Genomic DNA, 23,503 nt, shown 5'->3' on the forward strand with positions numbered 1-23,503 from the left:
CCAATCAGAACTTGAAGCGACCGCCAAGCGAGAAGACCATCGCGCTGGCATTGCGGACCTCGCCGTCGACGAGGATCGGTGTCTGCGCCCCAGTCCCGGCATAGGCTGCCGTGGTGCGGTTGATCGGAGCATCCTTGAAGGCGATATAGTTGAACGCCGCATCCACGGTGAAACCGGGCGAAACGGCGTAGCTGGTGCCTGCCGCGAAGTTCCAGCGATTGGAATCGGGCACACGGGCGTCGCGCTCGTCATTGCGGGTCGGTGTCTGGTCATGCTGAATGCCGCCGCGGACGGTCCACTTCGGCGAAACGGCGTAATCGAAACCGCCGGCAAAGCTCCAGGTATCCCGATAGTTTTCGGGAATCGCAGCGTTGATCGGATCGCCAAGGCGGATCGCGTCGAATTCCGACCAGCCGAAACGAACGGCCTGCGCGTTCAGCGTCAGCCGCGGGGTGACCGCGACGCGTGCACCCACGCTCGCCTGCCACGGAGTGCTGAAGGTCGCGTTGGTCTTGATCTCGCCATTCTGTGTATCGAGCGGCGCCACCAGCCCCGTCGTAGTCAGGGTACCCGACAAATCATGGTCGATCGCCGATTTGTAGGCCGCGCCCAACGTAACCGGGCCGGAGCGATACTGCATGCCCGCCGACCATCCGATGTCCCAGCCATTGCCCTTCAGCTCCTGATGCCCGTCAGGCAGCAGCGGCGACAGGTTCGGCAGCGCGTTCGAAAGCGAAGCATCGGCATATTCGATGTTGAGCGCCGCGCCGACCGACAGTTCCGGCGTGATCATGTAGGCGACCGAAGGCTGGATGTCATAGGTGCGCAGCTTGGTCTTGTCCGCGGTATAGCGGACCCAGCTGTCGGCATCGTAATTTGTGGTGAAGCTGTAGGGCGAGGTCACGGCTAGGCCGACCGACAGGCGCTCGTTAATAGGCGCTGCGATCGCGCCCGAGGGGAGCACGCCGTTCTCGATCGGATCGGCGCTGCTCTGCTGGCCGCCCACCGGCGCCGGTTCCTGCGCGGGGCGCACGATCAGCGTATTGATATTCTCGATATCGCCCTTGGGCCGGATCGCGCTGATGGCGAAGTGCCCCTCGATCTCATCCAGACCGCCGATGGCGGCGGGGTTCCACCATAGCGAAGGCGCGCCAGTATCGGCGACCTCGCCCGAAAAGGCACGACCTGCGCCGCGCACGGACTGTTCCTGCAGATAGAAACCGCCTGCGTGGGCGGCAGTGGGAAGGCCGATGCCGGCGGCAAGGGCGGAAATTGCGACAAAGTTTTTCAGGCCGTGATGCACTGAACTCTCTCCAAAAAATTCTGTTGTTCTTATGGGTTGAACGCTCTTCAGCGGATGCGGGTCCATTCCTGCGTCTTGCACAGCGGCCATACGATGCACCCCTTGAGCTTGAGGTGATCCTTGTCCTCCAGCGTGACCGTCGCCTTGTAGGTGCCGCCGTCCTGGGCGTTATAGATCGTGCCACCCGACCAGCTGTTCTTCTTCCAGTCGAAGCCCTTGAGTATGGTGAGGTTCATGAGGCGGCGATTGCGCAGCGCCTCGTCCTTGTTGTTTTGATCCGTCAGTTGCGGGTTGCTCTTGAGCCCCTCGGAGGAGACGAGCTTTCCGCAGATGGATTCACCGCAGCGCGTGATCTCGACAACGCCACCGCGGCTTTCGGTTTTCCAGCGCCCGATGACGTCATTGGCGCCCAGCGCGGGGCCAGCTGCCAGCAGGGCAAGCATGATGGACATGAAATTCCTCTCCTTTCGCGCGCCGTCTTTTCGTGCGTCGCATGGGGGACGGTTCGGCGAAGGAAGTGCCGATTCGACCCACGCTCAAAATCAAGATGACCTATAGGTTAGTCAAGCGCTCATTGCGTCACCGTGGTCTCTTAATCGTTCCGGCTGCACGATCCGGCGCAAATTCAAGCGCAACCCAAGTGCGCTTCGCTCGTTGGGATAATAGAACGCTTCAACACCGCTTGACGTATAGGTCATTTGGAATACCTTAAGGGAAATAACTGATTCCCGAGCTGAACCGGAGAGGTCCATATTCATGCGTAATGTCGTCATCGCGGGTTATGCCCGTTCACCCTTCACCCTTGCAGGCAAGGGCGCGCTTGCGCGGGTCCGACCCGATGATCTTGCTGCCCAGACCATTCGCGGCCTTGTCGATCGCACCGGCGTGAAAGCCGAAACCGTCGAGGATATCGTGATGGGATGCGCCTTTCCCGAGGGTGAGCAGGGCTTCAACATTGCACGCCTTGTCGGCCTGCTGGCCGATCTGCCGCTTTCGGTCGGCGGCATGACCGTGAACCGTTTCTGCGGTTCGTCGATGAGCGCGATCCATTACGCCGCAGGGCAGATTCAGCTGGGCGCGGGCGAAGCCTTCATCTGCGCCGGGATCGAGAGCATGAGCCGCGTGCCAATGACCGGCTTCAACCCGATGCCGAATCCGAAACTTGCCGAAAAGAGCGCCGCTTACATGAGCATGGGCGAGACGGCGGAAAACGTGGCGAAGCAATACGAGATCAGCCGGGAGGCGCAGGAAGCCTTCGCCGTTAAGAGCCAGGAAAAGGCCGCGGCAGCCGTGGCCGCCGGTCACTTCGATGACGAGATTATCCCAATCAAGACCAAGGACGGCGTTGTCGACAAGGACGGCACTCCTCGCCCCGGCACAACGGCGGAAACGCTGGCCGGGTTGAAGCCGGCCTTCGATGCCGCCGGGACGGTAACGGCAGGTACCGCCTCCCCCCTCACCGATGGCGCCAGCGCTGTTCTGGTGACGAGCGAGGACTACGCCAAGGAGCAAGGTCTCACCATCTATGCGCGCATCAAGTCGGTCGCGATTTCGGGCTGCGAACCTTCGGTCATGGGCCTTGGCCCGATCCAGTCGAGCCGCAAGGCCCTGGAGCGCGCCGGGATCACCGCCGACCAGCTTGACGTGGTCGAATTGAACGAGGCTTTTTCCAGCCAGTCGCTGGCATCGATCCGCGACCTTGGCCTTGATGTAGCGAAGATCAACATCGACGGCGGCGCCATCGCGATCGGCCACCCGCTTGGCGCGACCGGTGCGCGCATCGTCGGCAAGGCCGCATCGCTGCTGAGGCGCGAGGGCGGGAAATATGCTCTCGCCACTCAGTGCATCGGCGGCGGTCAGGGCATCGCCACGGTACTGGAGGCTGTGTAATGACTGACGCAATCCAGAAAGTCTGCGTGATCGGCGCGGGCACGATGGGTGCGGGCATTGCGGCGCAGGTTGCCAATGCCGGCATCCCGGTGCTGCTGCTAGACATCCTGCCCAAGGAAGGTTCCGACCGCGATGCAGTAGCCAAGGGCGCGGTCGCAAAAATGCTCAAGACCGACCCCGCTCCCTTCATGTCGAAGCAGGCGGCCAAGCTGGTCGAGACCGGCAATATCGACGATCATTTGTCCCGCGTAGCCGAATGCGACTGGGTGATCGAGGCGATTGTCGAAAGGCTCGATATCAAGCAGTCGCTTTATGCGAAGCTGGAAGAGCTGAAGCGCCCCGGCACGGCGGTGTCGTCGAACACGTCCACGATCCCGCTCGAAAAGCTGGTCGAGGGCCGCAGCGAACAGTTCCGCAGCGACTTCCTCATCACGCATTTCTTCAATCCGCCGCGCTATATGCGGCTGATCGAAATCGTGCGTGGGCCGCACACCGACAGCGCCGTTGCTGACAGGGTCGAGGATTTCGTCGACCGCAAGCTCGGCAAGCGCGTCGTGCCGACCAAGGACACACCCGGCTTCATCGCCAATCGCATCGGCACATACTGGCTGGCGGTGGCGATCAATGCGGCGATGGACCAGGGCCTGACCATCGAGGAAGCCGATCAGATCGGCGGGCGTCCGATGGGCATTCCCAAGACCGGCATTTTCGGCCTCATCGACCTTGTCGGTGTCGATTTGATGCCGCTGCTCTCGCAGAGCCTCACGCAGAATCTTCCGGAGGGCGACCCTTATTTCGACACGGTGCGCGACCTGCCGCTGATCGACCGGATGATCGCCGAGGGCCGCACGGGCCGCAAGGCCGGGTCGGGCTTCTACGCCTTCGACAAAAAGACGCGAACGAAGCGCGGCATCGACCTCAACACCGGCGAATACCGCGACCCCATCAAGCCTGAACGCCTCCCGCCGCGCGCGGAAGGCGATTTGCATGCGCTGACCACCGCGTCCGGCAAGGTCGGCCCCTTTGCATGGGAAGTTCTCGGCAAGGTGCTGAGCTATTCCGCCATGCTGGTGGGCAAAGCGGCTGACGACATCGTCGCCATCGATGATGCGATGAAGCTTGGCTACAACTGGAAATATGGTCCGTTCGAACTGATCGACCGGCTCGGCCCCGGTAAGCTTGCCGAGCGGCTGGAAGCCGAAGGCCGCGATGTGCCCGCCATCCTGAAGACCGCAGGCGACCGCCCGTTCTACCGGGTGGAAGGCGGCACGCGGCAGTATCTTGGCCTTGATGGCGAATATCACGATGTGGTGCGTGCCGACGGCGTTCTGATGCTGGCGGATGTGAAACTGGGTGCCGAGCCGATCATCAAGAACGCTTCCGCCGCTTTGTGGGATGTGGGCGATGGCGTCGCCTGCCTCGAATTCACTGGCAAGATGAATGCGCTCGATGGCGAAGTCATGAAGCTGATCGGCAAGGCCGTTCCGCTGGTGGCGGAAAAGTTCAAGGCGCTGGTCGTCTATAACGAAGGCAGCAATTTCTCCGCCGGCGCCAATCTCGGCCTTGCCATGTTCGCGCTGAATATCGCGGCATGGAGCGAGATCGAGAAGCTCGTTAAGGGTGGGCAGGAAGCGTACAAGGCGCTGAAATACGCCCCCTTCCCTGTCGTGTCGGCTCCGGCCGGGATGGCGCTGGGCGGCGGGTGTGAGATCCTGCTCCATTCCGATGCGATCCAGGCGCATGCCGAAAGCTATGTCGGCCTTGTCGAATGCGGCGTCGGCCTCGTCCCCGGCTGGGGCGGCTGCGGTGAAATGGTGGACCGCTGGAAGAAAATGCCAAAGCGACCGCAGGGACCGATGCCCGCGGTCGCCAAGGTGTTCGAGATCGTCTCGACCGCCACGGTCGCGAAATCGGCTGCCGAAGCGCAGGGCTATGGCTTCCTGCGCGCAAGCGACGGCATCACCATGAACCGCGACCGTCTGCTGGCCGATGCCAAGGCAAAGGCGCTGTCGCTGGTCGATGGCTATAGCCCGCCCGAGCCGCCCGAATTCACCCTGCCCGGCCCCAGCGGCAAGGCTGCGCTGATGCTGGCGGTGGAGACCTTCCACAAGCAGGGCAAGGCGACCGATTACGACGTGGTCGTGTCCGAAGCCCTGGCCGAAGTGCTGACCGGCGGCGATGCCGACATCACCGACACCGTGACCGAAGAGGACATGCTGGCGCTGGAGCGCAAGGCGTTCATGGAACGGGTCCATGACCCGCGCACGCAGGCCCGGGTCGAGCACATGCTCGAAACCGGCAAGCCGCTCCGCAACTGATCACGCGCCAGAGAGGATAAGAACATGCAAGTCTATGATGCTCCGCTGCGCGACATGCGCTTTGTCTTGAACGAGCTGCACAATGACGACGGCTTTGGCGATCTCCCCGCTTTCGAGGAGTTCACCCCCGACCTGACCGACGCCATCCTCGAAGAAGCAAGCAAGTTCTGCCGCGAGGTGCTGTTGCCGCTGAACCGTTCGGGCGACGAGGAAGGCTGCACCCATGAAAATGGTGCCGTCCGTACGCCCAAGGGCTTCAGGGAAGCCTATGACCAGTTCACCGAAGCAGGCTGGGCCGCCCTCGCCTCCGATCCCGAATGGGGCGGACAGGGCCTGCCCGAGGCGGTGAACAAGCTGGTCGAGGAGATGATCTGTTCGGCCAACCTGTCATTCAGCCTCTATCCCGGCCTGACCCATGGCGGCACCACCGCGATCGAGGGTCATGGCTCGGACGAGCTGAAGCAGAAATGGCTGCCCAAGATGGTGAGCGGCGAATGGGCCGGCACCATGTGCCTGACCGAACCGCATTGCGGCACCGACCTCGGCATGCTGCGCACAAAAGCGGAGCCGCAGGAGGATGGCAGTTTCAAGATCACGGGCTCGAAGATCTTCATTTCTTCGGGCGATCATGATTTGACGCCGAACATCGTTCACCTCGTGCTGGCACGCATGCCGGACGCGCCCAAGGGCGTGAAAGGCATCAGCCTTTTCCTCGTGCCGAAATTCCTGCCGAACGCGGATTTTGAACCGGGCGATGCCAATGGCGTCAATTGCGCGGCGATCGAGCATAAGATGGGCCTGAAGGCATCTGCCACCTGCCAGATGAATTTCGACGGGTCCACCGGCTGGCTGGTGGGTGAGCCGAACAAGGGCATGGCCGCTATGTTCACGATGATGAACACCGAGCGCGTCTCGGTAGGCATCCAGGGCCTGGGCGTCGGCGAAGCGGCCTATCAGTCCGCCGTCTGGTACGCGAAGGACCGCGTGCAGGGCCGCAGCCTGTCGGGCACGAAATATCCCGAGAAGGCCGCCGATCCGATCATCGTCCACCCCGATGTGCGCCGCATGCTGATGACGATGCGCGCCTATAACGAGGGGTGCCGCATGCTCTCGGCATGGGTGTCGCGCGCATTGGATGCGCAGAAGCATTCGCCCGACGCGGATGTGCGCGCGAAAGCGGAGGACTTCACTGCGCTGATGACGCCGGTTGTGAAGGCGCTTTTCACCGACCTCGCCAGTGAGAGCGCGAATCTGGCGGTGCAGGTCTATGGCGGCCACGGCTACATCCGCGAAAGCGGGGTGGAGCAATATGCCCGCGATGCCCGTATCTGCCAGATCTATGAAGGCACCAACGGCATTCAGGCACTCGATCTTGTCGGGCGCAAGATGGGCGCTCATTTCGGGCGCAACCTGCGCAGCTTCTTCCACCCGGTCTCCGAGTTTATCGAGGAGAGCAAGGGCGATGGCCCGATGGAAAAGATGATCGAGGGACTGGAGCGCGCATTTGGCGCACTGCAGCTTTCGACCGCGACCATCGCGCAAAAGGGCCTTGCCGATCCGGAAGAAGCGGGCGCAGCCGCGACCGATTACCTGCGCCTCATGGGTCTTGTCGCCATGGGCTACTGCTTTGCCAAGGCGACCAAGGTAGCGGGGCTGCAACTGTTCTTCGGGACCGAGGACAAGGCTTTTTACGAAGCGAAGATCAAGACCGCGACTTTCTACTTCGAACGCATCCTGCCGCAGGCGACGGCCAGTTTCCTTGCCATCAAGTCGGGCAAGAAATCGATGATGGCGCTGGCCGACGATGAGTTCTGAGGCAGCGCCCAGCGAACAGGCGGCCATGAATGGTCTGGACGAGATCAGGGCCATGATCGCGCGCGGCATCAAGCCGCCTATGATGGACCTTCTTGGCCTCGATCTGGCCGAGGTGAGCGAGGGGCGTGTCGTATTTACCGGCACGCCCAGCGCATCACACTACAATCCGCTGGGCATCGTGCATGGCGGCTATGCGGCGACATTGCTCGACAGTGCCTGCGGGCTGGCCGCCAACTCTGCGACGAAGGTACCGACCGCCTGCATCACGCTGGAGCTGAAGGTCAGCTATCACGCGCCGATGCACGACGCGACGGGCAAGGTGCGCGCGATCGGCACGGTGGTCAGCATGGGCCGCCGCGTCGCCCACACCGAAGCAAGGCTGGTGGACGAGAACGATCGCATCTATGCCAGCGCGACATCGACCTTGCTGCTGACCGATCGCAAGCAGGCCAACAGCGGCTGACATCGGCGTCTGAGGAGCTAATCAATGGATATCGAGATACCCCACGACCTTGGCGCTGCAGAAGCGCGCCGCCGGATCGAGAATGGCCTGCCCAAGCTGGAACAGCATATCCCCGGCGGCGGATCGCTGGATGCCGAATGGAAGACCGAAACCGAACTTGCGATGGAGATCAAGGCAATGGGGCAAAAGGTGCCGGTGATAATCCATGTGCTGGACGACCGGCTCGACACTCATGTCACCATTCCGCCCTTCCTCAAGATGATGTCGGGGCAGATCGGCGATTTCGTCCGGCTCAGTGCGGAAAAGATGCTCGCCAGCGGCTGAAGGCGGTGGCGCGGCGGGGATGGTTAACAGCATCCTCGCCCAAGACCACGAAAACAAACGGGATTTTGCGTTAACCGCGCTCAAATTCCGGGCTGGCAGAGGCTTATGCGTCAATCCCGATAGACGGTAAGCCGATGAAAGCGCGTGAGAACAGGGAAGTTGTCGAGGCCCTGTGTCGCTTTCGCACGCGGGCGGGCGTCGCATGGCCGGTCCTGATAGAGGATCTTACGGCGGGCGGGTGCCTGCTGACCTGTATCCCGAGAAGCCTGCGCTGCGGCGATCGGATAAGGGTCACGATTTGCGATCTTGCTCCCCTGCCCGCCACGGTCCGATGGGTCAGAAAGGGCGAGGCGGCGGGGCTTCAGTTCGACCTGCCCCTCATGCAATCGGTGTTCCACCGGCTGCTGTCCGACCTGCGCGGCATGCCGGACCCGTTTGCCGGACCGCATGGCATTCATCGCCCGCGCCAGCCGATGGTCTTGCGCGTCTGAAACGCCCTTACCGCTTGATGAAATGGCTGAGCGTCGAACGCTGGACCAGCACGCTGAACAATACCGCCCCGAACGTGGCTGCCAGCAGCAGGTTGCGCGTCGCCCCTTCTGGCAAGGACAGCGCCAGCGCAATCGAGATGCCGCCGCGCAGTCCGCCCCACCACAGCACTCTGCCCGCACCTTGGGCCTTGGGCTTGGCCGCAGGCACGATGCGGGTGGAGATCCACACCGACAATGCGCGGGCGAGCAGCGTGACCGGGATGGCCGCGAGGGCCATGAGCGCATGGCTGATCCCCGGCACCAGCGCGATCATCTCCAGCCCGATCAGCAGGAACAGGACTGAATTCAGAAGGTCGTCGACCAGCTCCCAGAACTTGACGACATAATCGCGCGTTGTGTCGCTCATCGCATAGGCCATGCCCTGATTGCCGATCAGCAGCCCCGCCATCGCCATGGCCAGCGGGCCCGAGACATGGAGGTATGAACACAGTGCATAACCGCCCATCACCACGGCGAGCGTGATCATCACCTCGAGCGCATATTCATCCATCGATCGCATCGCGCGAAACGCGACATAGCCGCAGGCCAGCCCGATCAATATGCCGCCGCCCGCTTCAAGTGCGAACATCTCCAGCCCTTCGGCGATCGTGAAGTCCTTGCCGGTGACGGCAACGCCCAGCAGCATGGTAAATACGACGATGCCCACGCCGTCGTTGAACAGACTTTCCCCCGCGACCGATGCCTGCAGCCCTTCATCCACCTTTTCTTCTTTCAGCACGCCGAGGACCGAGACCGGATCGGTCGGCGCGATTAGCGCGCCGAAAACGAAATACCAGATGGGTGCGATATCGATACCGATCAGCAGCCCCACGCCCCATGCACCCAAGCTGACAGCCACGGTCGAAATAAGCACGCCGATAGTGGAGAGCAGCAGCACGGGCAGCCAGTCTGCGCGCAGCCGCTTGAGATCGACGTGAAGAGCGCCGGCAAACAGCAGGAAGCTCAGCATCCCTTGCAAAAGCGTGTCGGTGAAATTCAGCTCGCCGAGCAGCCTTGCCACCTTATCGTCCAGCGTAATCGCGGGAACGAAGGAATTGAGCAGGAGCACGCCGATCGCCGTGACCGCCCCGATGACCGTCAGCCCTATGACATGGGGCAGCTTCAGGAAATGGTGGTTGAACCAGCCGAATACTGCGGTCGCAACGACAAGGATGGCGGCGATATCGAATGCGGACAGAGACGCGGCGGTTTCATGCATGGCGCCGAGATAGGTCACCGCCCCGCCCCTGCAACACGCATCTGAGGCGCAAGAGGGGTATCCGGGCCGAGAAGCCCCTTGCCAGGCACGCATTTCTAGATCGGTTCCCGAACCCGGCCGCGTCCTGTCGCCACACCAGCACGGCTGATCCGATATGAGGGGATTAATAGGCTGATCTTTGGGTGATGTTCATTTTTTGCTGCTAGTGCGAACAGCGGATCGTTTTACCCCCAAAAACCGGAGCATTGTCGCTCATGTACGAAAACCTGCGCCGCACCCTCAAAGCCCTGGCCTATCTGGCCGCCGGACAATTCGCCTTTGCGATGATCCTTGAAGCGATGAAGCGTGTCGATGCGGACATGGGCGTGCTGGGGCTGATGGCTGTCATCGGCCTGCTTTGCCACGTATTGCTGTTCGCCGAATGGCGGGCCGATGCGCGCTTTGCGCGATAGGGTCGACATTCATCCGGCTTGATCGCCTGAGGCGCGCTCTCCATATCGGTCGCATGGCCACAAAGAGCGTGAAATGACCACCACCGAAAGCCGCATCGTCGTCTGCCCGTCATGCACTGCACTGAACCGTGTGCCTGTGGCCAGGCTGGGTGCAGGCGGCACGTGCGGCAAATGCGGCTCGCCCTTGTTCACGGGCAAGCCGCTCGATCTCACCACCGCCAGTTTCGACGCCCATGCGGCGAAGGGCGATCTGCCGCTGCTCGTCGATTTCTGGGCCAGCTGGTGCGGCCCATGCCGTCAGATGGCCCCCGCCTTCGCCGCCGCGGCAACCCAGCTTGAACCGCACATGCGCCTTGGCAAGCTGGACACAGAAGCGGAGCAGGCCATTGCGGGGCGCTATGGCATCCGGTCCATCCCGACCATGATCCTGCTGCGCAAAGGGCGGGAGATTGCCCGCCAGTCCGGCGTCATGCCGCCCAATGTCATCGTGCAGTGGGCGCGGCAGTCGGTGGGCGGCTGACCCCGCTTTAAAGCCTTCGCATCGTCAGCAGCAGCAGGCAGGCGAGCGCACACAGGCCGCCTAGCACCAGGAACAGGGCGTCGAAACCGAATACGGGCACCAGAGCCAATGCCAACCATGGCATGATCAGCGATGGCACGGTGTTGGTCAGGTTGAACAGGCCCAGATCGCGCCCGCGCGTCGAAGGCCGTGGCAGAACCCGCAACGTCTGGCTGGAATGGAGAGCGAGGAAGACCCCGCTCGAAATGCCGAAGAAAACATAGCTGATAACGCCCGACATGATGTCTGCCGACAGACCCATGAACAGGAGCCCGACAGCGCTGCAGCCTGCAGCGATTTCCAGTGGCAGTACCGGGCGGCGGATCCTGTCCGACCATCGCCCCGCCAACAGCGCCATCGGCACCGACCCCGATAGCACGAGGACAAAGACAAGCGCGGTGTCGTTTTCGGTGAAATCCTCGGCAATGCTGCGGAACCAGAACAGCTGAAAAGCGAACAAGGCCGCCTCCGCGATCTGGACCAGAAGGCGCGCGATCCACATGCGCACGACCTGCGTGTGCGAGTGGCCATCGCTCATCCGCTCGTCCTCGGGCAGGTCGATCATCAGCTGCGGCATCGGGCGCGGGCGGCCAAGCAACACCACCGGCAGCACCATGACCGCGACGCAGGCAGCGATGAACGCGGGCCGCATCTCAACAGAAAGGAAGCCCGGCACCGTCGCGATCGCCCCCATGACCGCCCCCATCGCGGGCGACATGGACAATAGCCCGCCCAGCGTGCCCTTCTGTTCATGCGGGACGCAATCGCCTGCCCATGCGGCCAGCGGAGCGAGCATCATGTTGAGCGCCACCTGCCAGATCACGATCATCGCGATGATGGCGGTAAGATCCTGCACCATCTGGATTGCAACCAGCAGGATGCCAGACAGAATGACCCCGGCAAAGATCCACCCGCGCCGCCCGCCCGTGCGATCGCTGAGCCAGCCGAACGCGATATTGGCAAGACTGGCCGAAATCGCGCCAACGAAAGCGGTGAGCGAGAGGACCTGAAGTCCCTGATCGCCCCATTCGGCAGCAACCCGCGCGGGAAACAACAGGCTGAGAAAGGGGGCATAGGACACCGAGCCTCCCGCCGCCGCAAGCGCATAGAGCGCAAGAAAGCGCACGCTTTGCCTGCCACCCGTCATCGCGCCGCGAATTGCGCCGTGCCCGTCATCACTCTCCATGCCGCGAGCGTTAGACGATGGCCCCGCCCTCACCAACTGAATTTGCCCTTCGCGCTCAATCCCAGCTTAGAGGCCGGGCGACATCCTCAAGCGATTTTCGTTCGGCCGCGATGCCGAAGAAAAAGGCCGCGATGGCCGCCGCGATCATCAGCCCCGCCCCGACCAGATAGCCGATCAGCACCTGCCCGCGCGAGCCGCTCTCAATCAGATGGCTGAAAAACCATGGCGCCGCGGCCCCCAGCAATGTTCCCAGGGCATAGAATATCGCGATGGCCAGCGCCCTGATCTCCAGCGGAAAACTCTCCGCCGCGGTCAGATAGGCCGCACTGGCAGCAGCGGATGCGAAGAAAAAGGTCACGCTCCAGCACAATGTCTGCGTTGTGGCGGTGAGGAGGCCTGCCTTGAACAAAAGCCCCGTCGCGATCAGCAATATGCCCGACATCGCATAGGTCAGCATGATCATGGGACGCCGCCCCCAGCTGTCGAACAGCCGCCCCAGCAGCAGCGGCCCCAGAACGTTTCCGGCGGCAAACGGCAGGATATATAACCCCACCGCGCCCGATGCGATGCCATAAAAATCGGTAAGCATCATGGCATAGGTAAAGAAGATCGCGTTGTAGAAGAAAGCCTGCGCCGCCATCAGCATGATGCAGAATGCGGTGCGGCGCGGATAGACGCGCAAGAGCGTGATGAATACCTCGCCCAGCGGGGTCGCGCGGCGTGGATTGATATGGGAACCTGCCTGGGGCGGATCGGGCAGGTGATGCCCTTCATCCATTATGCGCTGCTCGATGCTCTCGATTACCTGTTCGGCCTCGTCCTCCCGCCCATGGGTTGCCAGCCAGCGCGGGCTTTCGGGCAGGAAGCGACGCAGGCCAAGAATGACGAGGCCGATCGCCGCGCCGCCGAAAAAGGCAATGCGCCAGCCGATTTCCGGGTCGATGATCGCGGGATTGAGCAGCAGCAGAGAGGCCCCGCTGGCAAGCGCGGCACCCACCCAAAAGCTGCCGTTGATGGCAAGATCGGTCCAGCCCCTGCGGCGAGCGGGGATCAGTTCCTGTATAGCGGAATTGATGGCGGAATATTCACCGCCGATACCCGCGCCTGTCAGAAAGCGCATCGTGGCAAAGCTGGTAAGGTCCCAGCTGAAGGCAGTGCCCGCCGTTGCCAGCAGATACAGGCCCAGCGTGATCGAAAAGAGCTTTTTGCGCCCCCAGCGATCGGTCAACCAGCCGAAAAACAGCGCCCCCAGCACCGCGCCAACCAGATAGGCCGAATTGGCCAGCCCCACATCTGAAGCACTGAATTGCAACACCGGGCTTTCGCGCAACGCACCTGCCACGGAACCGGCAATGGTGACTTCCAGCCCATCAAGGATCCAGGTGATGCCAAGACCGATGACCACCAGCCAGTGGAATCGGCTCCACGGCAGGCGATCGAGGCGGTGGTGGATTGAATTGGATTGGATCGAACTGGCGGGACCGGATGAAGATGCGATGGCGATGCTCCGTCGTTAACGGCTCCAGACGCCGGATGCCCTGCCCGAACACCGCCGGACAGGGGCGGGTTCCGGCATGTTTACTTGCCCATGTCGAGGACTTCCTGCTTGGTCGGCTTTTCTTCCGCGACAAGCCGCAGCAGACCCCATGTCATCGACAGCAACACCAGCGCGAATGGCAGACCCGTGACGATGGCTGCGGTTTGTAGCGCACCCAGACCGCCGGACCAAAGCAACGCGCCGGCCAACACACCGATCGCGATCGCCCATGTGACGCGCGGCACGAAGCCTGCATGATGATGCCCACCCGATGCGATCATCGCGGTCACCAGCGCGCCGGAATCGGCAGAGGTCACGAAGAAAGTCGCGATGATGACGACGGCAAGGCCGCTGAAAAGCTGCGAAAGCGGATAGTGCGCGAGGAAGGCGAACAGCGCATCGGGCATGGATTGCTGAACCGCTTCGGACAGGCCGCCTGCGCCGAACAGCTCGATATATAGCGCGCTATCGCCGAAGATGGTCATCCACGCGAAGGTGAAGAGTGTGGGCACCAGCAGCACGCCGGCAATGAATTCGCGGATCGTCCGGCCATAGGAGATGCGGGCGATGAAGATGCCGACAAAGGGCGACCAGCTGACCCACCACGCATAATAGAAGATCGTCCAGTTGCTCTGCCAGTCACCGCGCGAATAGGTTTCGGTCCAGGTGGACAGATACAGGAAACGCTGAAGGTAATAGCCGATGTTCTGCACGAATGCGTCGAGCAGGAATACCGTCGGCCCGGCGATCAGCACGAAGATCGCCAGCATCACCGCCAGCCCCATGTTCACTTCCGACAGGCGGCGGATACCCTTGTCGAGGCCCAGCGCCACCGACAGCGTGGCAAGCGCCGTGATGACGACGATCAGGATCGCCTTGACCATGCCGGTATCGGGAACACCCAGCAGCAGTTCGAGCCCGGCATTGATCTGCGAAGCGCCAAAGCCCAGCGACGCCGCCACGCCGCAGACCGTGGCGGTAATGGCGAGAATGTCGATAAGGTCGACAAGAAAGGACGGCAGCTTCGGGAAAGCGAGTTCGAGAAACGCGCCAAGGCTGAGCGGCCGGTTCCGGTTGAATGCGACATAGGCCAGCGCCAGCCCGATGATCGCATAGATCGACCATGCGTGCAGGCCCCAATGCAGAAACACCAGCCCCATCGCATGCTGCGCATTGCCGGCAATGCCGCGCGGCAGTGCAGCATCGGGATTGGAAAAGGCCGATGACGGCGGATTGGCGAAATGGGTGATCGGTTCGGCAACGCCATAGAACAAAAGCCCGATTCCCATGCCTGCGCTGAACAGCATCGCGAACCATGTCGGCAGGCTGTAGTGCGGCTTTGCATCGGTGCCGCCAAGCCTGATGTGCCCTGCCCGCGTGAAAGCCAGCCACGCGCAGCATATCAGCATGATGTTTGCGGTAAGTACCAGAAGCCAACCGAAATTATGGGTAACAAAGGACTGGACGGCGCCGAAATCCTCGCTCGCTGTTCCGGAATCGAGGACCGCGAAAACGATAAGCCCGCCGATCGCTGCGATCGCGCCAAAAAAGACGCTGGGTTTAAAATTGGCGTCCGAACTTGTCGGGTCACCTGCTTGACTTGCCAAACCAATTTACTCCGTAAAGTTTATCAAGCCCAATAGTCGCTCTATATTTAATATTACTATCGAACATATTTGATCTTATATTGTTATGGCACATTCGACAAAAATTGTCGGTCTTTCCCGTGAATGTGTCGGATATAGAACAACCGAATATGGCGTGTGTGCTGTTTATGCAACGCGATTATCATTCTTTGGTGCCATTTGCCGATACGGGGGTGGAAATCGCGTTCATCGAACCTTAGCTGCCCGGCATTCGGGGTGGGGACCTCGTTTATCAGATCGCTTACTTAGCCATTCGCAAGCGGTCGCTCCTACAAGTCCACCCTCCCCGCGCCGCGCCGCGCGCCCTCCCGGGCTGGCCGACAGGTGCGTTGGGACCATGAACACGCCCGGGAACAGGAAATATAGCATGTTGAAGCTGGGTAGCGCCGCGTCTCTAGGCGCCCTCTCCATGGCATTGGCCGTCACCGCACAGGCACAGGAAGCTCCCGCTTCAGGCGCCGACGCGCAGCAGGCCACGTCTCCGCGCAAGGGCGGTGTTGCCGACATCATCGTCACCGCGACCAAGCGCACCGAAAGCCTGCAGGATGTCGCGGTCGCCGTTAACGCGCTGGGCTCCGAAGAGCTCGACAACCTCGGCGTCGACACCTTTGGCGACTATCTCGACCAGCTGCCGAGCGTGACCGCTGGCGGTTCGGGCCCGGGGCAGAGCACGATCTACATTCGCGGTCTCGCCTCCACCACGCCGAACCTGACTACGGCAGGCGTTGCGGGGCTTGCGCCCAATGTCGCGATGTATCTCGACGAACAGCCGCTGGCGCAGCCGGGCCGCAACCTCGACGTCTATGCAGCAGACCTTGAACGTATCGAGGTGCTGGGCGGACCGCAGGGCACGCTCTTCGGTGCATCGTCGCAGGCAGGCGTCGTCCGCCTCATCACCAACAAGCCGAGCCTTGCCGGGTTCGACGCATCGGCCAAGCTGGAGACCAGCTTCACCAAGGGCGGCGAAGCCAGCTACAAGGGCGAGGCGATGCTGAACTTCCCGGTGACGGACAAGCTGGCGCTGCGCGTCGTCGGCTTCCTCGACGATCAGGGCGGCTATGTCGACAATGTCGCGGGCACCCGCACGCTGGAGGAAAGCGCCCGCTTCCGCCCCGAGGGCACGGTCCGCTCCAATGGCGTTCCGGTCAGCGCATCGCGTGCCGGTTTCCAGAGCACATCGGACCTGTCGGGCGTCAACTTCATCGCGGCTGACAACGATCCGCTCGTCCAGAACGATTTCAACGACACGCAATATGCCGGTTTCCGCGTCGGCGCGCTGTATGAATTCAACGCCGACTGGAAGCTGACCGTCACCCACATGCGTCAGAGCGTGGAGTCGGACGGCGTGTTCTTTGCCGATCCGGAACTCGACGGCCTCGATGACCTTGAGATCCAGCGTTATCAGGACGACCGGCTGGAGGACGATTTCTCGAACACGGCATGGACGGTCGAAGGCCGCCTCGCCATGCTCGATATCGTTTACACCGGCGCCTATACCGATCGCCAGACCGATCAGAAGATCGATTACACCGATTACATGTTCGCCGGGCAATACCTGCCGTATTACATCTGCGACGGTTCGGTAACCTATCCGGGCGACGCGGCCCCCAGCGGCACCTGTCAGGCGCCTTACGCCAATGTGACCTCGACCGGTTCGACCAAGGTGATGACGCACGAACTGCGCGTTTCCACCCCCGATTACGAGCCGATCCGGGCAACCGTGGGCGGTTTCTTCTCGGATCTGACGCTGAAAGAGCGGAACGACTTCAACTATCTCGGCAGCGAGATTGCAGAGCCGTTCGGCCCGTTCGCGGATAATTACTCGCAGCCGACCGCATGGGCGTCGACCCGCGAGGCCTATCCCTATGGCACGATCTTCCGGAACGACATCAAGCGCACCGACAAGCAGTTCGGCATCTTCGGCGAAGCCAGCTTCGACGTTGTTCCTGACCTGCTGACCGTCACGGCGGGCGCGCGCTATTACAATGTCGAAGTCGATTTCACCGGCAGCGCCAATGGTTCGTTCTGTAACTCTGGCGCGGCGGAAGATGCCAATGCCTACGGCACCAACATCAGCGACCTTTACAACGGCGATGGGCAGTACACTTTCATCAACTCGTGCAATGCCGATCTGCGCCAGACCTTCAACGAAGGCGACAGCGTCGATGACATCATGGCCACCGGTCTTTCCGAAGCTCAGGCGATCCAGGTGTTCAACGCCCTGTCCGCGCCCGACAAGGCCAAGACCGATGGCGTGATCCTCAAGGGCACCGTCACCTTGACCCCGGTCGAGGACGTGATGCTTTATGCCACCTATTCCGAAGGCTTCCGCCCCGGCCTCCTCAACCGCCCCGGCGGCGCGACCAACGGATCGGGTTACACCGTGCCGTTCGAGCTTGAGACCGACGAGGTCAAGAACTACGAGATCGGCTGGAAGACCGAGTTGTTCGATCGCCAGGTGCGCTTCAACGGCAGCGCGTTCTATGTCGACATCTCGAACCTGCAGACCACGATCTTCGATCCCTCGATCACCAATCTGTTCTTCTCGGACAATGCGGCCGATGCACGGATCATGGGCGTGGAAGGCGATCTGACCTTCGCACCCTATTCGGTACCGGGCCTGACCGTCGCGGGCGCCTTCTCGTTCCTCGATACGAAGATCACCAAGGTGCTGACCCCGACCGACGACGTGGTGAAGGGCGACGAGCTTGCCTATGCGCCGAAGTTCCAGGGCAATCTGCGGGTGCGCTATGAGTGGGATCTCAATTCCAACCTCACCGCGCATGTGATGCCGCAGATGACGCATTCGGCGTCGAAGTATTCCGACATCATCCGCATCAACCGCCTGAAGCTCGACAGCTACACCACCTTTAGCGCGACTGCCGGTATCGCAGGCGACATGTGGTCGGCTGAAATCTTTGGCGAGAACCTGTCCGACACCCGTGCGCAGATCGCGGGTAGCTTCAATTACGACCGCGCGCGCATCACCACCAACCGTCCGTTGACGGTCGGCATGCGCGTCAAGTTCGACTACTGACCGGACTGACACCGCAAAAAAGGGCGGCGGGCAGGCCAGTTGGCTTGCCCGCCGCTTCGCTTTTCTGCAACGAGGGACGGCATGGCTGAACGGTCCGACATCCTCAAATCAGCGCAGGACGCGCTTCGCGAAACCCGCTTTGCCGAGGGACTTGTGGCGGCAAAGGCCCTGCTGACTCAGGATGAGGAGGACAGCGACGCGCTCTATATCGCCGCCGTCGCCTGCCGATACCTCAAGCGATATGACGATGCACAGGGCTTCCTTGACCGCCTGAATGCCGCCATGCCCGAATATGGACGCGGCTGGCAGGAACAGGGGCACCTGCTGCGTGCACGCGGCCATTTGGACGCTGCGATCGACGCCTATGCCCGCGCCGTGCGTTTCAACCCCGCGCTTGAGGCAAGCTGGCGGGCGCAGGCGGAACTCCTGACCGAAGCCGGGCGTGCTGGCGAGGCGCAGGCCGCTCTGGCGCAAGCGGAGAGGCTGCGCACCCTGCCCCGCGAATTGCTGGCGGTGACGAACCATCTTCACGAAGGCCGCCTGATCCGCGCCGAGGAGATCTGCCGCCATTATCTGCGCCGCAGCCCGAAGGATGTCGAGGCGATGCGCCTCTTGGCCGACATTGGCAGCCGGCTCGGCATTACCGACGATGCCGAATTTCTGCTGGAAAGCGCGGTCGCGTTCGAGCCAGACAATATCCAGCTGCGGCTCGACTACATCCAGGCGCTGAGGAAGCGGCAGAAATTCGCCAAGGCGCGCGAAGAGGCCGAGGCGCTTTACGCCCGCGATCCCGAAAGCCCGCTGTTCGCATCGCACCTCGCCATCGAGAGCATGCAGACCGGCGATTATGAGCGGGCCTTTGATCTGTTCGATGATGTACTGGCGAAACTTCCCGGCGATGCCGCGACGCTGACATCACGCGGGCACGCCCTGAAAACCTATGGCAAACAGAATGATGCCATCGCCTCCTATCGCTCTGCCATTGCCGCTGAGCCGATGAAGGGCGATGCCTGGTACGCGCTCGCCAATCTGAAGACGGTCAGGTTCGAAGACGCCGATCTTGCCGCCATGCAATCCGCGCTGGATCAGCCCGGCATGGCGCTGATGGACCGCGTGCACATCAGCTTCGCGCTGGCCAAGGCGCAGGAGGAGCGCGGTGAATACGAAGCCGCCTTCCGCCATTACGAAACCGGTAATCTGCTTAAGCGCCAGCAGACCCGCTACAGCGCCGATGCGATGAGCGAGGAACTGGCGAGGCAGAAAGAGGCCTGCCCGGCACAGCTTTTCGCCAATGACCAGCATTCAGGCCACGCCGCGCCCGATCCTATCTTCATCGTCGGGCTGCCTCGTGCCGGCTCGACCTTGCTTGAACAAATCCTTGCAAGCCATTCGAAAATAGACGGAACCCTGGAACTGCCGGACATGCTGGCGCTGGCCCATCGCCTGCGTGGACGGCGCGCCGGGGTGTCGGAATATCCGCAGGTCCTGCACCGACTGACCCCGCAGCAGCGGGAGAAATTCGGCCGTGACTATATTGAGAACACGCGCATCCACCGGCAGGGCGCACCCTTCTTCATCGACAAGATGCCGAACAATTTCCGTCATGTCGGGCTGATCCACATGGTCCTGCCAAATGCGAAAATCATTGATGCGCGCCGCGCGCCAATGGATTGCTGCTTTTCAGGCTATAAGCAACTGTTCGCAGAGGGACAGGAATTCACCTACGGCCAGACCGAGATCGGGCGCTATTATGCCGATTACGTCGATCTGATGGAGCATTGGGACCGCGTGCTGCCGGGCAAGGTGCTGCGCGTGAGCCATGAGGACGTGCTCGACGATCTGGAGGGACAGGTGCGCCGCATGCTCGATTACCTCGGGCTGGAGTTCGAGGAGCAATGCCTCGCTTTCCACCAGACCGATCGCGCCGTGCGCACCGCCAGTTCCGAACAGGTCCGCCGCCCGATCAACCGCAGCGGCCAGGGCGCGTGGAAGCCTTTCGAACCATGGCTTGGCGAAATGAAAACGGCGCTTGGGCCGCTAGTCTGAAGTCTCGGACGCCGGTTCGAGCGCCGATGCCACCGGCGTGGTGCGCGGCAGGATCTGATAGGGCTGCTGCTCGTCCTCGGGCACGGCCTCGGCCCGCGCCATGCGCCACAAGGCAAAGGCCAGACCGCCTGCGCCCAATGCGCCGGTGAACAGGAACAATCCCCCTGCCCCAAGCCCGGCGATCACTGCAGAGCCCAGCAACGGCCCCGCCGCCGCTCCGGCGGAATAGGCGAGGATCAGCACACTGCTCGCGCTCAGCTGCTCCTCGACCGTCAGTCGGTCGTTCGCATGGGCGACGCATAGCGGATAGAGTGAGAACGCCAGCCCGCCAAACAGCCCGCTCAGCGCCAATACCGGCAGCCGCCCGCTGGCAAAGGCCAGCAGCACCGACACGACGGCCAGCCCCGCCAGCACGAAGGTAATGACAAGCCGCCGATCGAACCGATCCGAAAGCCGCCCCAGCGGCCATTGGAGCGCCACCCCTCCGGCAATGACGACCGAAACGAACAACGCCACGTCGGTAAAGGAAAAGCCCGACCGACGCGCAAACACCGCGCCAAGGCCATAGAAAGCCCCCAGCACCAGCCCGGTAATCGCCACGCCAACCGTGCCCAGCGGCGACGCGCGATAGAGCGCGAAAATCGAAAACGGCACGGGTTCATGGATTGGCGGGCCGGAGATCTTCGTCAGCAGAACGGGCACGGCAGACAGCGACACCAGCACGGATGACACGATGAAGGGCAGCATGGGCCCGCCCTCCAGCTTAAGCAGGAACTGCCCCGCCGCCTGACCGGCATAGACCGCGATCATATATGCAGCGAGGATACTGCCGCGCGTCGTCGCATCGGCGCGATGGTTGAGCCAGCTTTCGATGCAGATGAACACACCGGCAACGCACATGCCGTCGACAAGCCGGAGCATCGTCCAAAGCGCCACGTTCTGCCACAACGCATAGATCAGCGTGCTGGCCGACAGCACCGTCACCACCGTCGCAAACAGGCGGATATGCCCGACCTCTCGCACAAGCCGCGGCATGCGGATCGATCCGACGACAAGGCCGAGGAAATAGGCAGACGCCATCACGCCGATCAGCGGCGCGGCTGCGCCTGCCCCTTCCAGCCTGACGGCCAGAAGCGTTGGCATGAAGCCATTGCCCGTCATCAGCACGAGGACGGCGAACAACAGCCCGCGAATATCGATCACCGGGTTACGCACGGCGGCCCCTTTATAAACCGCCTTGCCATGGGGCAAGGACAGTCGCGCCCCTTATTCGCCCTCGATTTCCTCAAGCTCTTCGCCAAGGCCAAGCCATTCGATCTCGACCGCTTCCAGCTTTTCGGCCTTTTGCGCGCGGCGCGAGAGTAGATCGCTCATCTTCATGCCCGAAAGCGACGGGTCGGCGCTGGCCGGTTCGTACATGGCGCGGTCCAGTTCCTTGATTTCGGACTGGAGCTTTTGCATCGCCTTCTCGACCTTCGACAGCTCGGATTTGACGAAGCGCGCCTTCGCACGCGATTTTGCGGTGTTGCCAGCAGGCTTTTTCGCAGGCGCCTTTTTATCGGCCTTCGGCTGGTTCCGGCCCAGCACGAAGTCGATGTAATCATCCATGCTGCCCGCATACTCGCGCGCCGTGCCTTCATCGACCAGCACGAGCCGGTCGGCGGTCAGTTCGACCATGTGGCGATCGTGGCTGATGAGGATAACCGCGCCCGAATAATCGTTCAGCGCCTGGATCAAGGCCTCACGCGCATCGACGTCGAGGTGGTTCGTCGGCTCGTCGAGGATGAGGAGATGAGGCGCATCGCGGGTGATGATGGCAAGCGCCAGACGCGCGCGTTCGCCGCCCGACAGCTTTTCGACCTTCTGCTCCGCCCTTGGCCCGGAAAAGCCGAAGCGGCCGAGCTGCCCGCGCACCGCGGCGGGCGTCTTGCCTTCCATCGCGCGGGTCATGAGCTGCAGCGGGGTCTCGTCGCTCGCCAGTTCCTCCACCTGATACTGGGTGAAATAGCCTGCCTTCATCTTGCCGGGCGCATTGATCTCCCCTTCTGCCGGCGCAAGCTGCGATGCCAGCAGGCGCGCCAGCGTCGTCTTGCCATTGCCGTTGCGGCCCAGCAGCGCGATGCGGTCATCCGCATCGATGCGAAGATTGAGCCGCTTCAATACCGGCGGCGCATCGCCATAGCCGACAGCCGCGCCATCCAGATTGATCATCGGGGACCGCAATTCACCCGGCGACGGAAAATCGAAGCTGAGCGAAGGATCATCGGCAAGTGCCGCAATCGGCTGCATTTTTGCGAGCATCTTGGCACGCGACTGCGCCTGTTTCGCAGTCGATGCACGCGCCGAATTGCGGGCGACGTAATCCTGCAGCTTCTTGCGCTGCGCTTCCTGCGATGCACGCGCTGCCTCAAGCTGCGCGGCGCGTTCGGCCCGCTGTTTTTCAAACGCGTCATAGCCGCCCGAATAGAGCGTCAGCTTGCCGCCCTGCAGATGCAGGATATGGTCGACGACCTTGTTGAGCAGGTCGCGTTCGTGGCTGATCACCAGCAGCGTCGCGGGATAGCTTTTCAGGAAATTCTCAAGCCAGAGCGTCGCCTCGAGGTCGAGGTGGTTCGACGGTTCATCGAGCAGCAGCACATCGGGTTCGGAAAACAGCAGCGCGCCAAGGGCAACGCGCATCTTCCACCCGCCCGAAAAGCTATCGAGCGGACGCTTCTGCATCTCTTCGTCGAAACCCAGACCGCTCAAAATCTTCGCCGCGCGAGCCGGGGCGCTATACGCATCGATGGCGAGAAGACGTTCGTGCACATCGCCCAGACGGTTCGGGTCGGTGCAGGTTTCGGATTCCTCCAGCAGCGCGGCGCGTTCGGTATCGGCGGCCAGCACAACCTCTTCGGGCGTGGCCTGTCCGGCGGGCGCTTCCTGCGCGATATAGCCAAGACGGGCGCGATTGGGCTTCGAGATCTCGCCCTCGTCCGGCTCAAGCTCTCCGATCAGCGTCTTCATCAGCGTGGACTTACCCGCGCCATTGCGCCCGATCAGACCGACGCGCGCGCCCTGCGGGATCGAGGCGCTCGCCCCCTCGATAATCGGTCGGCCGCCAAGCCGGACGGTAATGGCATCAATCGTAAGCATCGCGGCCCGATAGCAGTGCTTTCGCGACTGCGAAACAGCGGAA

At 62.2% G+C, this 23,503-nt stretch carries 18 protein-coding genes; 10 read left to right on the forward strand and 8 right to left on the reverse strand.

What is annotated here, in order from left to right:
* Positions 1–4: 4 nt before the first annotated feature.
* Both A9D13_RS03335 and A9D13_RS03340 read right to left on the reverse strand, forming a co-directional pair.
* A complete protein-coding gene (locus tag A9D13_RS03335; protein ID WP_066770059.1) occupies positions 5–1,303 on the reverse strand; it encodes an OmpP1/FadL family transporter in 1,299 nt (432 codons plus the stop codon).
* 47 nt (positions 1,304–1,350) lie between these two features.
* Positions 1,351–1,755, reverse strand: coding sequence for a DUF2147 domain-containing protein (locus A9D13_RS03340; protein ID WP_066770063.1), 405 nt, complete (start codon positions 1,753–1,755; stop codon positions 1,351–1,353).
* Positions 1,756–2,059: 304 nt separating this feature from the next.
* Here A9D13_RS03340 and A9D13_RS03345 point away from each other — a divergent pair, with 304 nt between their 5' ends.
* The 6 genes from A9D13_RS03345 to A9D13_RS03370 all read left to right on the forward strand — a co-directional run bounded on the left by A9D13_RS03345 (position 2,060) and on the right by A9D13_RS03370 (position 8,604).
* The gene (locus A9D13_RS03345) at positions 2,060–3,193 is read left to right on the forward strand and encodes a thiolase family protein (RefSeq protein WP_066770066.1); all 1,134 of its coding nucleotides are present in this window, start codon (positions 2,060–2,062) and stop codon (positions 3,191–3,193) included.
* Positions 3,193–5,511 (forward strand): 3-hydroxyacyl-CoA dehydrogenase/enoyl-CoA hydratase family protein, encoded by a 2,319-nt coding sequence (locus A9D13_RS03350; protein WP_066770068.1) that lies wholly within the window; start codon positions 3,193–3,195, stop codon positions 5,509–5,511. Before A9D13_RS03345 ends, A9D13_RS03350 begins: the two co-directional genes overlap by 1 nt.
* Before the next feature lie 24 nt (positions 5,512–5,535).
* A complete protein-coding gene (locus A9D13_RS03355; RefSeq protein WP_066770070.1) occupies positions 5,536–7,326 on the forward strand; it encodes an acyl-CoA dehydrogenase C-terminal domain-containing protein in 1,791 nt (596 codons plus the stop codon).
* A complete protein-coding gene (locus tag A9D13_RS03360) occupies positions 7,316–7,789 on the forward strand; it encodes a PaaI family thioesterase (RefSeq protein ID WP_229665498.1) in 474 nt (157 codons plus the stop codon). The genes A9D13_RS03355 and A9D13_RS03360 overlap by 11 nt, the downstream gene beginning before the upstream one ends.
* A gap of 24 nt (positions 7,790–7,813) precedes the next feature.
* Entirely contained in the window at positions 7,814–8,113 is a 300-nt protein-coding gene (locus A9D13_RS03365; RefSeq protein ID WP_066770072.1) for a polyhydroxyalkanoic acid system family protein, read from the forward strand.
* Positions 8,114–8,247: 134 nt separating this feature from the next.
* A complete protein-coding gene (locus A9D13_RS03370) occupies positions 8,248–8,604 on the forward strand; it encodes a PilZ domain-containing protein (RefSeq protein WP_066770074.1) in 357 nt (118 codons plus the stop codon).
* Positions 8,605–8,611: 7 nt separating this feature from the next.
* On the opposite strand, the gene A9D13_RS03375 is transcribed toward A9D13_RS03370, so the two are convergent.
* Positions 8,612–9,880, reverse strand: a complete 1,269-nt coding sequence (locus tag A9D13_RS03375) for a cation:proton antiporter (protein ID WP_229665500.1) — start codon at positions 9,878–9,880, stop codon at positions 8,612–8,614.
* A gap of 227 nt (positions 9,881–10,107) precedes the next feature.
* On the opposite strand from A9D13_RS03375, the gene A9D13_RS03380 reads away from it, so the two are divergent.
* Both A9D13_RS03380 and trxC read left to right on the forward strand, forming a co-directional pair.
* On the forward strand, positions 10,108–10,314 hold the full coding sequence (locus A9D13_RS03380; RefSeq protein WP_172808086.1) for a hypothetical protein: 207 nt from the start codon (positions 10,108–10,110) through the stop codon (positions 10,312–10,314).
* 73 nt (positions 10,315–10,387) lie between these two features.
* Positions 10,388–10,834 (forward strand): thioredoxin TrxC, encoded by a 447-nt coding sequence (gene trxC / locus A9D13_RS03385; RefSeq protein ID WP_066770080.1) that lies wholly within the window; start codon positions 10,388–10,390, stop codon positions 10,832–10,834.
* 7 nt (positions 10,835–10,841) lie between these two features.
* On the opposite strand, the gene A9D13_RS03390 is transcribed toward trxC, so the two are convergent.
* The 3 genes from A9D13_RS03390 to A9D13_RS03400 form a co-directional block, all read right to left on the reverse strand.
* Complete coding sequence (locus A9D13_RS03390; RefSeq protein WP_229665505.1) at positions 10,842–12,059, reverse strand: MFS transporter; 1,218 nt, start codon at positions 12,057–12,059, stop codon at positions 10,842–10,844.
* Positions 12,060–12,114: 55 nt separating this feature from the next.
* The gene (locus A9D13_RS03395; RefSeq protein WP_229665507.1) at positions 12,115–13,464 is read right to left on the reverse strand and encodes an MFS transporter; all 1,350 of its coding nucleotides are present in this window, start codon (positions 13,462–13,464) and stop codon (positions 12,115–12,117) included.
* 173 nt (positions 13,465–13,637) lie between these two features.
* Entirely contained in the window at positions 13,638–15,203 is a 1,566-nt protein-coding gene (locus tag A9D13_RS03400; RefSeq protein ID WP_066770099.1) for a BCCT family transporter, read from the reverse strand.
* A gap of 406 nt (positions 15,204–15,609) precedes the next feature.
* On the opposite strand from A9D13_RS03400, the gene A9D13_RS03405 reads away from it, so the two are divergent.
* Positions 15,610–18,279 (forward strand): TonB-dependent receptor, encoded by a 2,670-nt coding sequence (locus A9D13_RS03405; RefSeq protein ID WP_066770103.1) that lies wholly within the window; start codon positions 15,610–15,612, stop codon positions 18,277–18,279.
* An 81-nt stretch (positions 18,280–18,360) separates the two neighbouring features.
* Positions 18,361–20,325 carry a tetratricopeptide repeat-containing sulfotransferase family protein gene (locus A9D13_RS03410; protein ID WP_066770106.1) on the forward strand — a complete coding sequence of 655 codons (1,965 nt, stop codon included), beginning with the start codon at positions 18,361–18,363 and terminating at the stop codon, positions 20,323–20,325.
* Here the strand turns inward: A9D13_RS03410 and A9D13_RS03415 are convergent.
* Both A9D13_RS03415 and A9D13_RS03420 read right to left on the reverse strand, forming a co-directional pair.
* A complete protein-coding gene (locus tag A9D13_RS03415) occupies positions 20,317–21,540 on the reverse strand; it encodes an MFS transporter (RefSeq protein ID WP_156521903.1) in 1,224 nt (407 codons plus the stop codon). The two genes, A9D13_RS03410 and A9D13_RS03415, sit on opposite strands and share 9 nt — an antisense overlap.
* 51 nt (positions 21,541–21,591) lie before the next feature.
* Positions 21,592–23,460 (reverse strand): ABC-F family ATP-binding cassette domain-containing protein, encoded by a 1,869-nt coding sequence (locus tag A9D13_RS03420; RefSeq protein ID WP_066770109.1) that lies wholly within the window; start codon positions 23,458–23,460, stop codon positions 21,592–21,594.
* Positions 23,461–23,503 lie beyond the last annotated feature (43 nt).

It is taken from the genome of Croceicoccus mobilis (assembly GCF_001661965.1).
Taxonomy (GTDB): domain Bacteria; phylum Pseudomonadota; class Alphaproteobacteria; order Sphingomonadales; family Sphingomonadaceae; genus Croceicoccus; species Croceicoccus mobilis.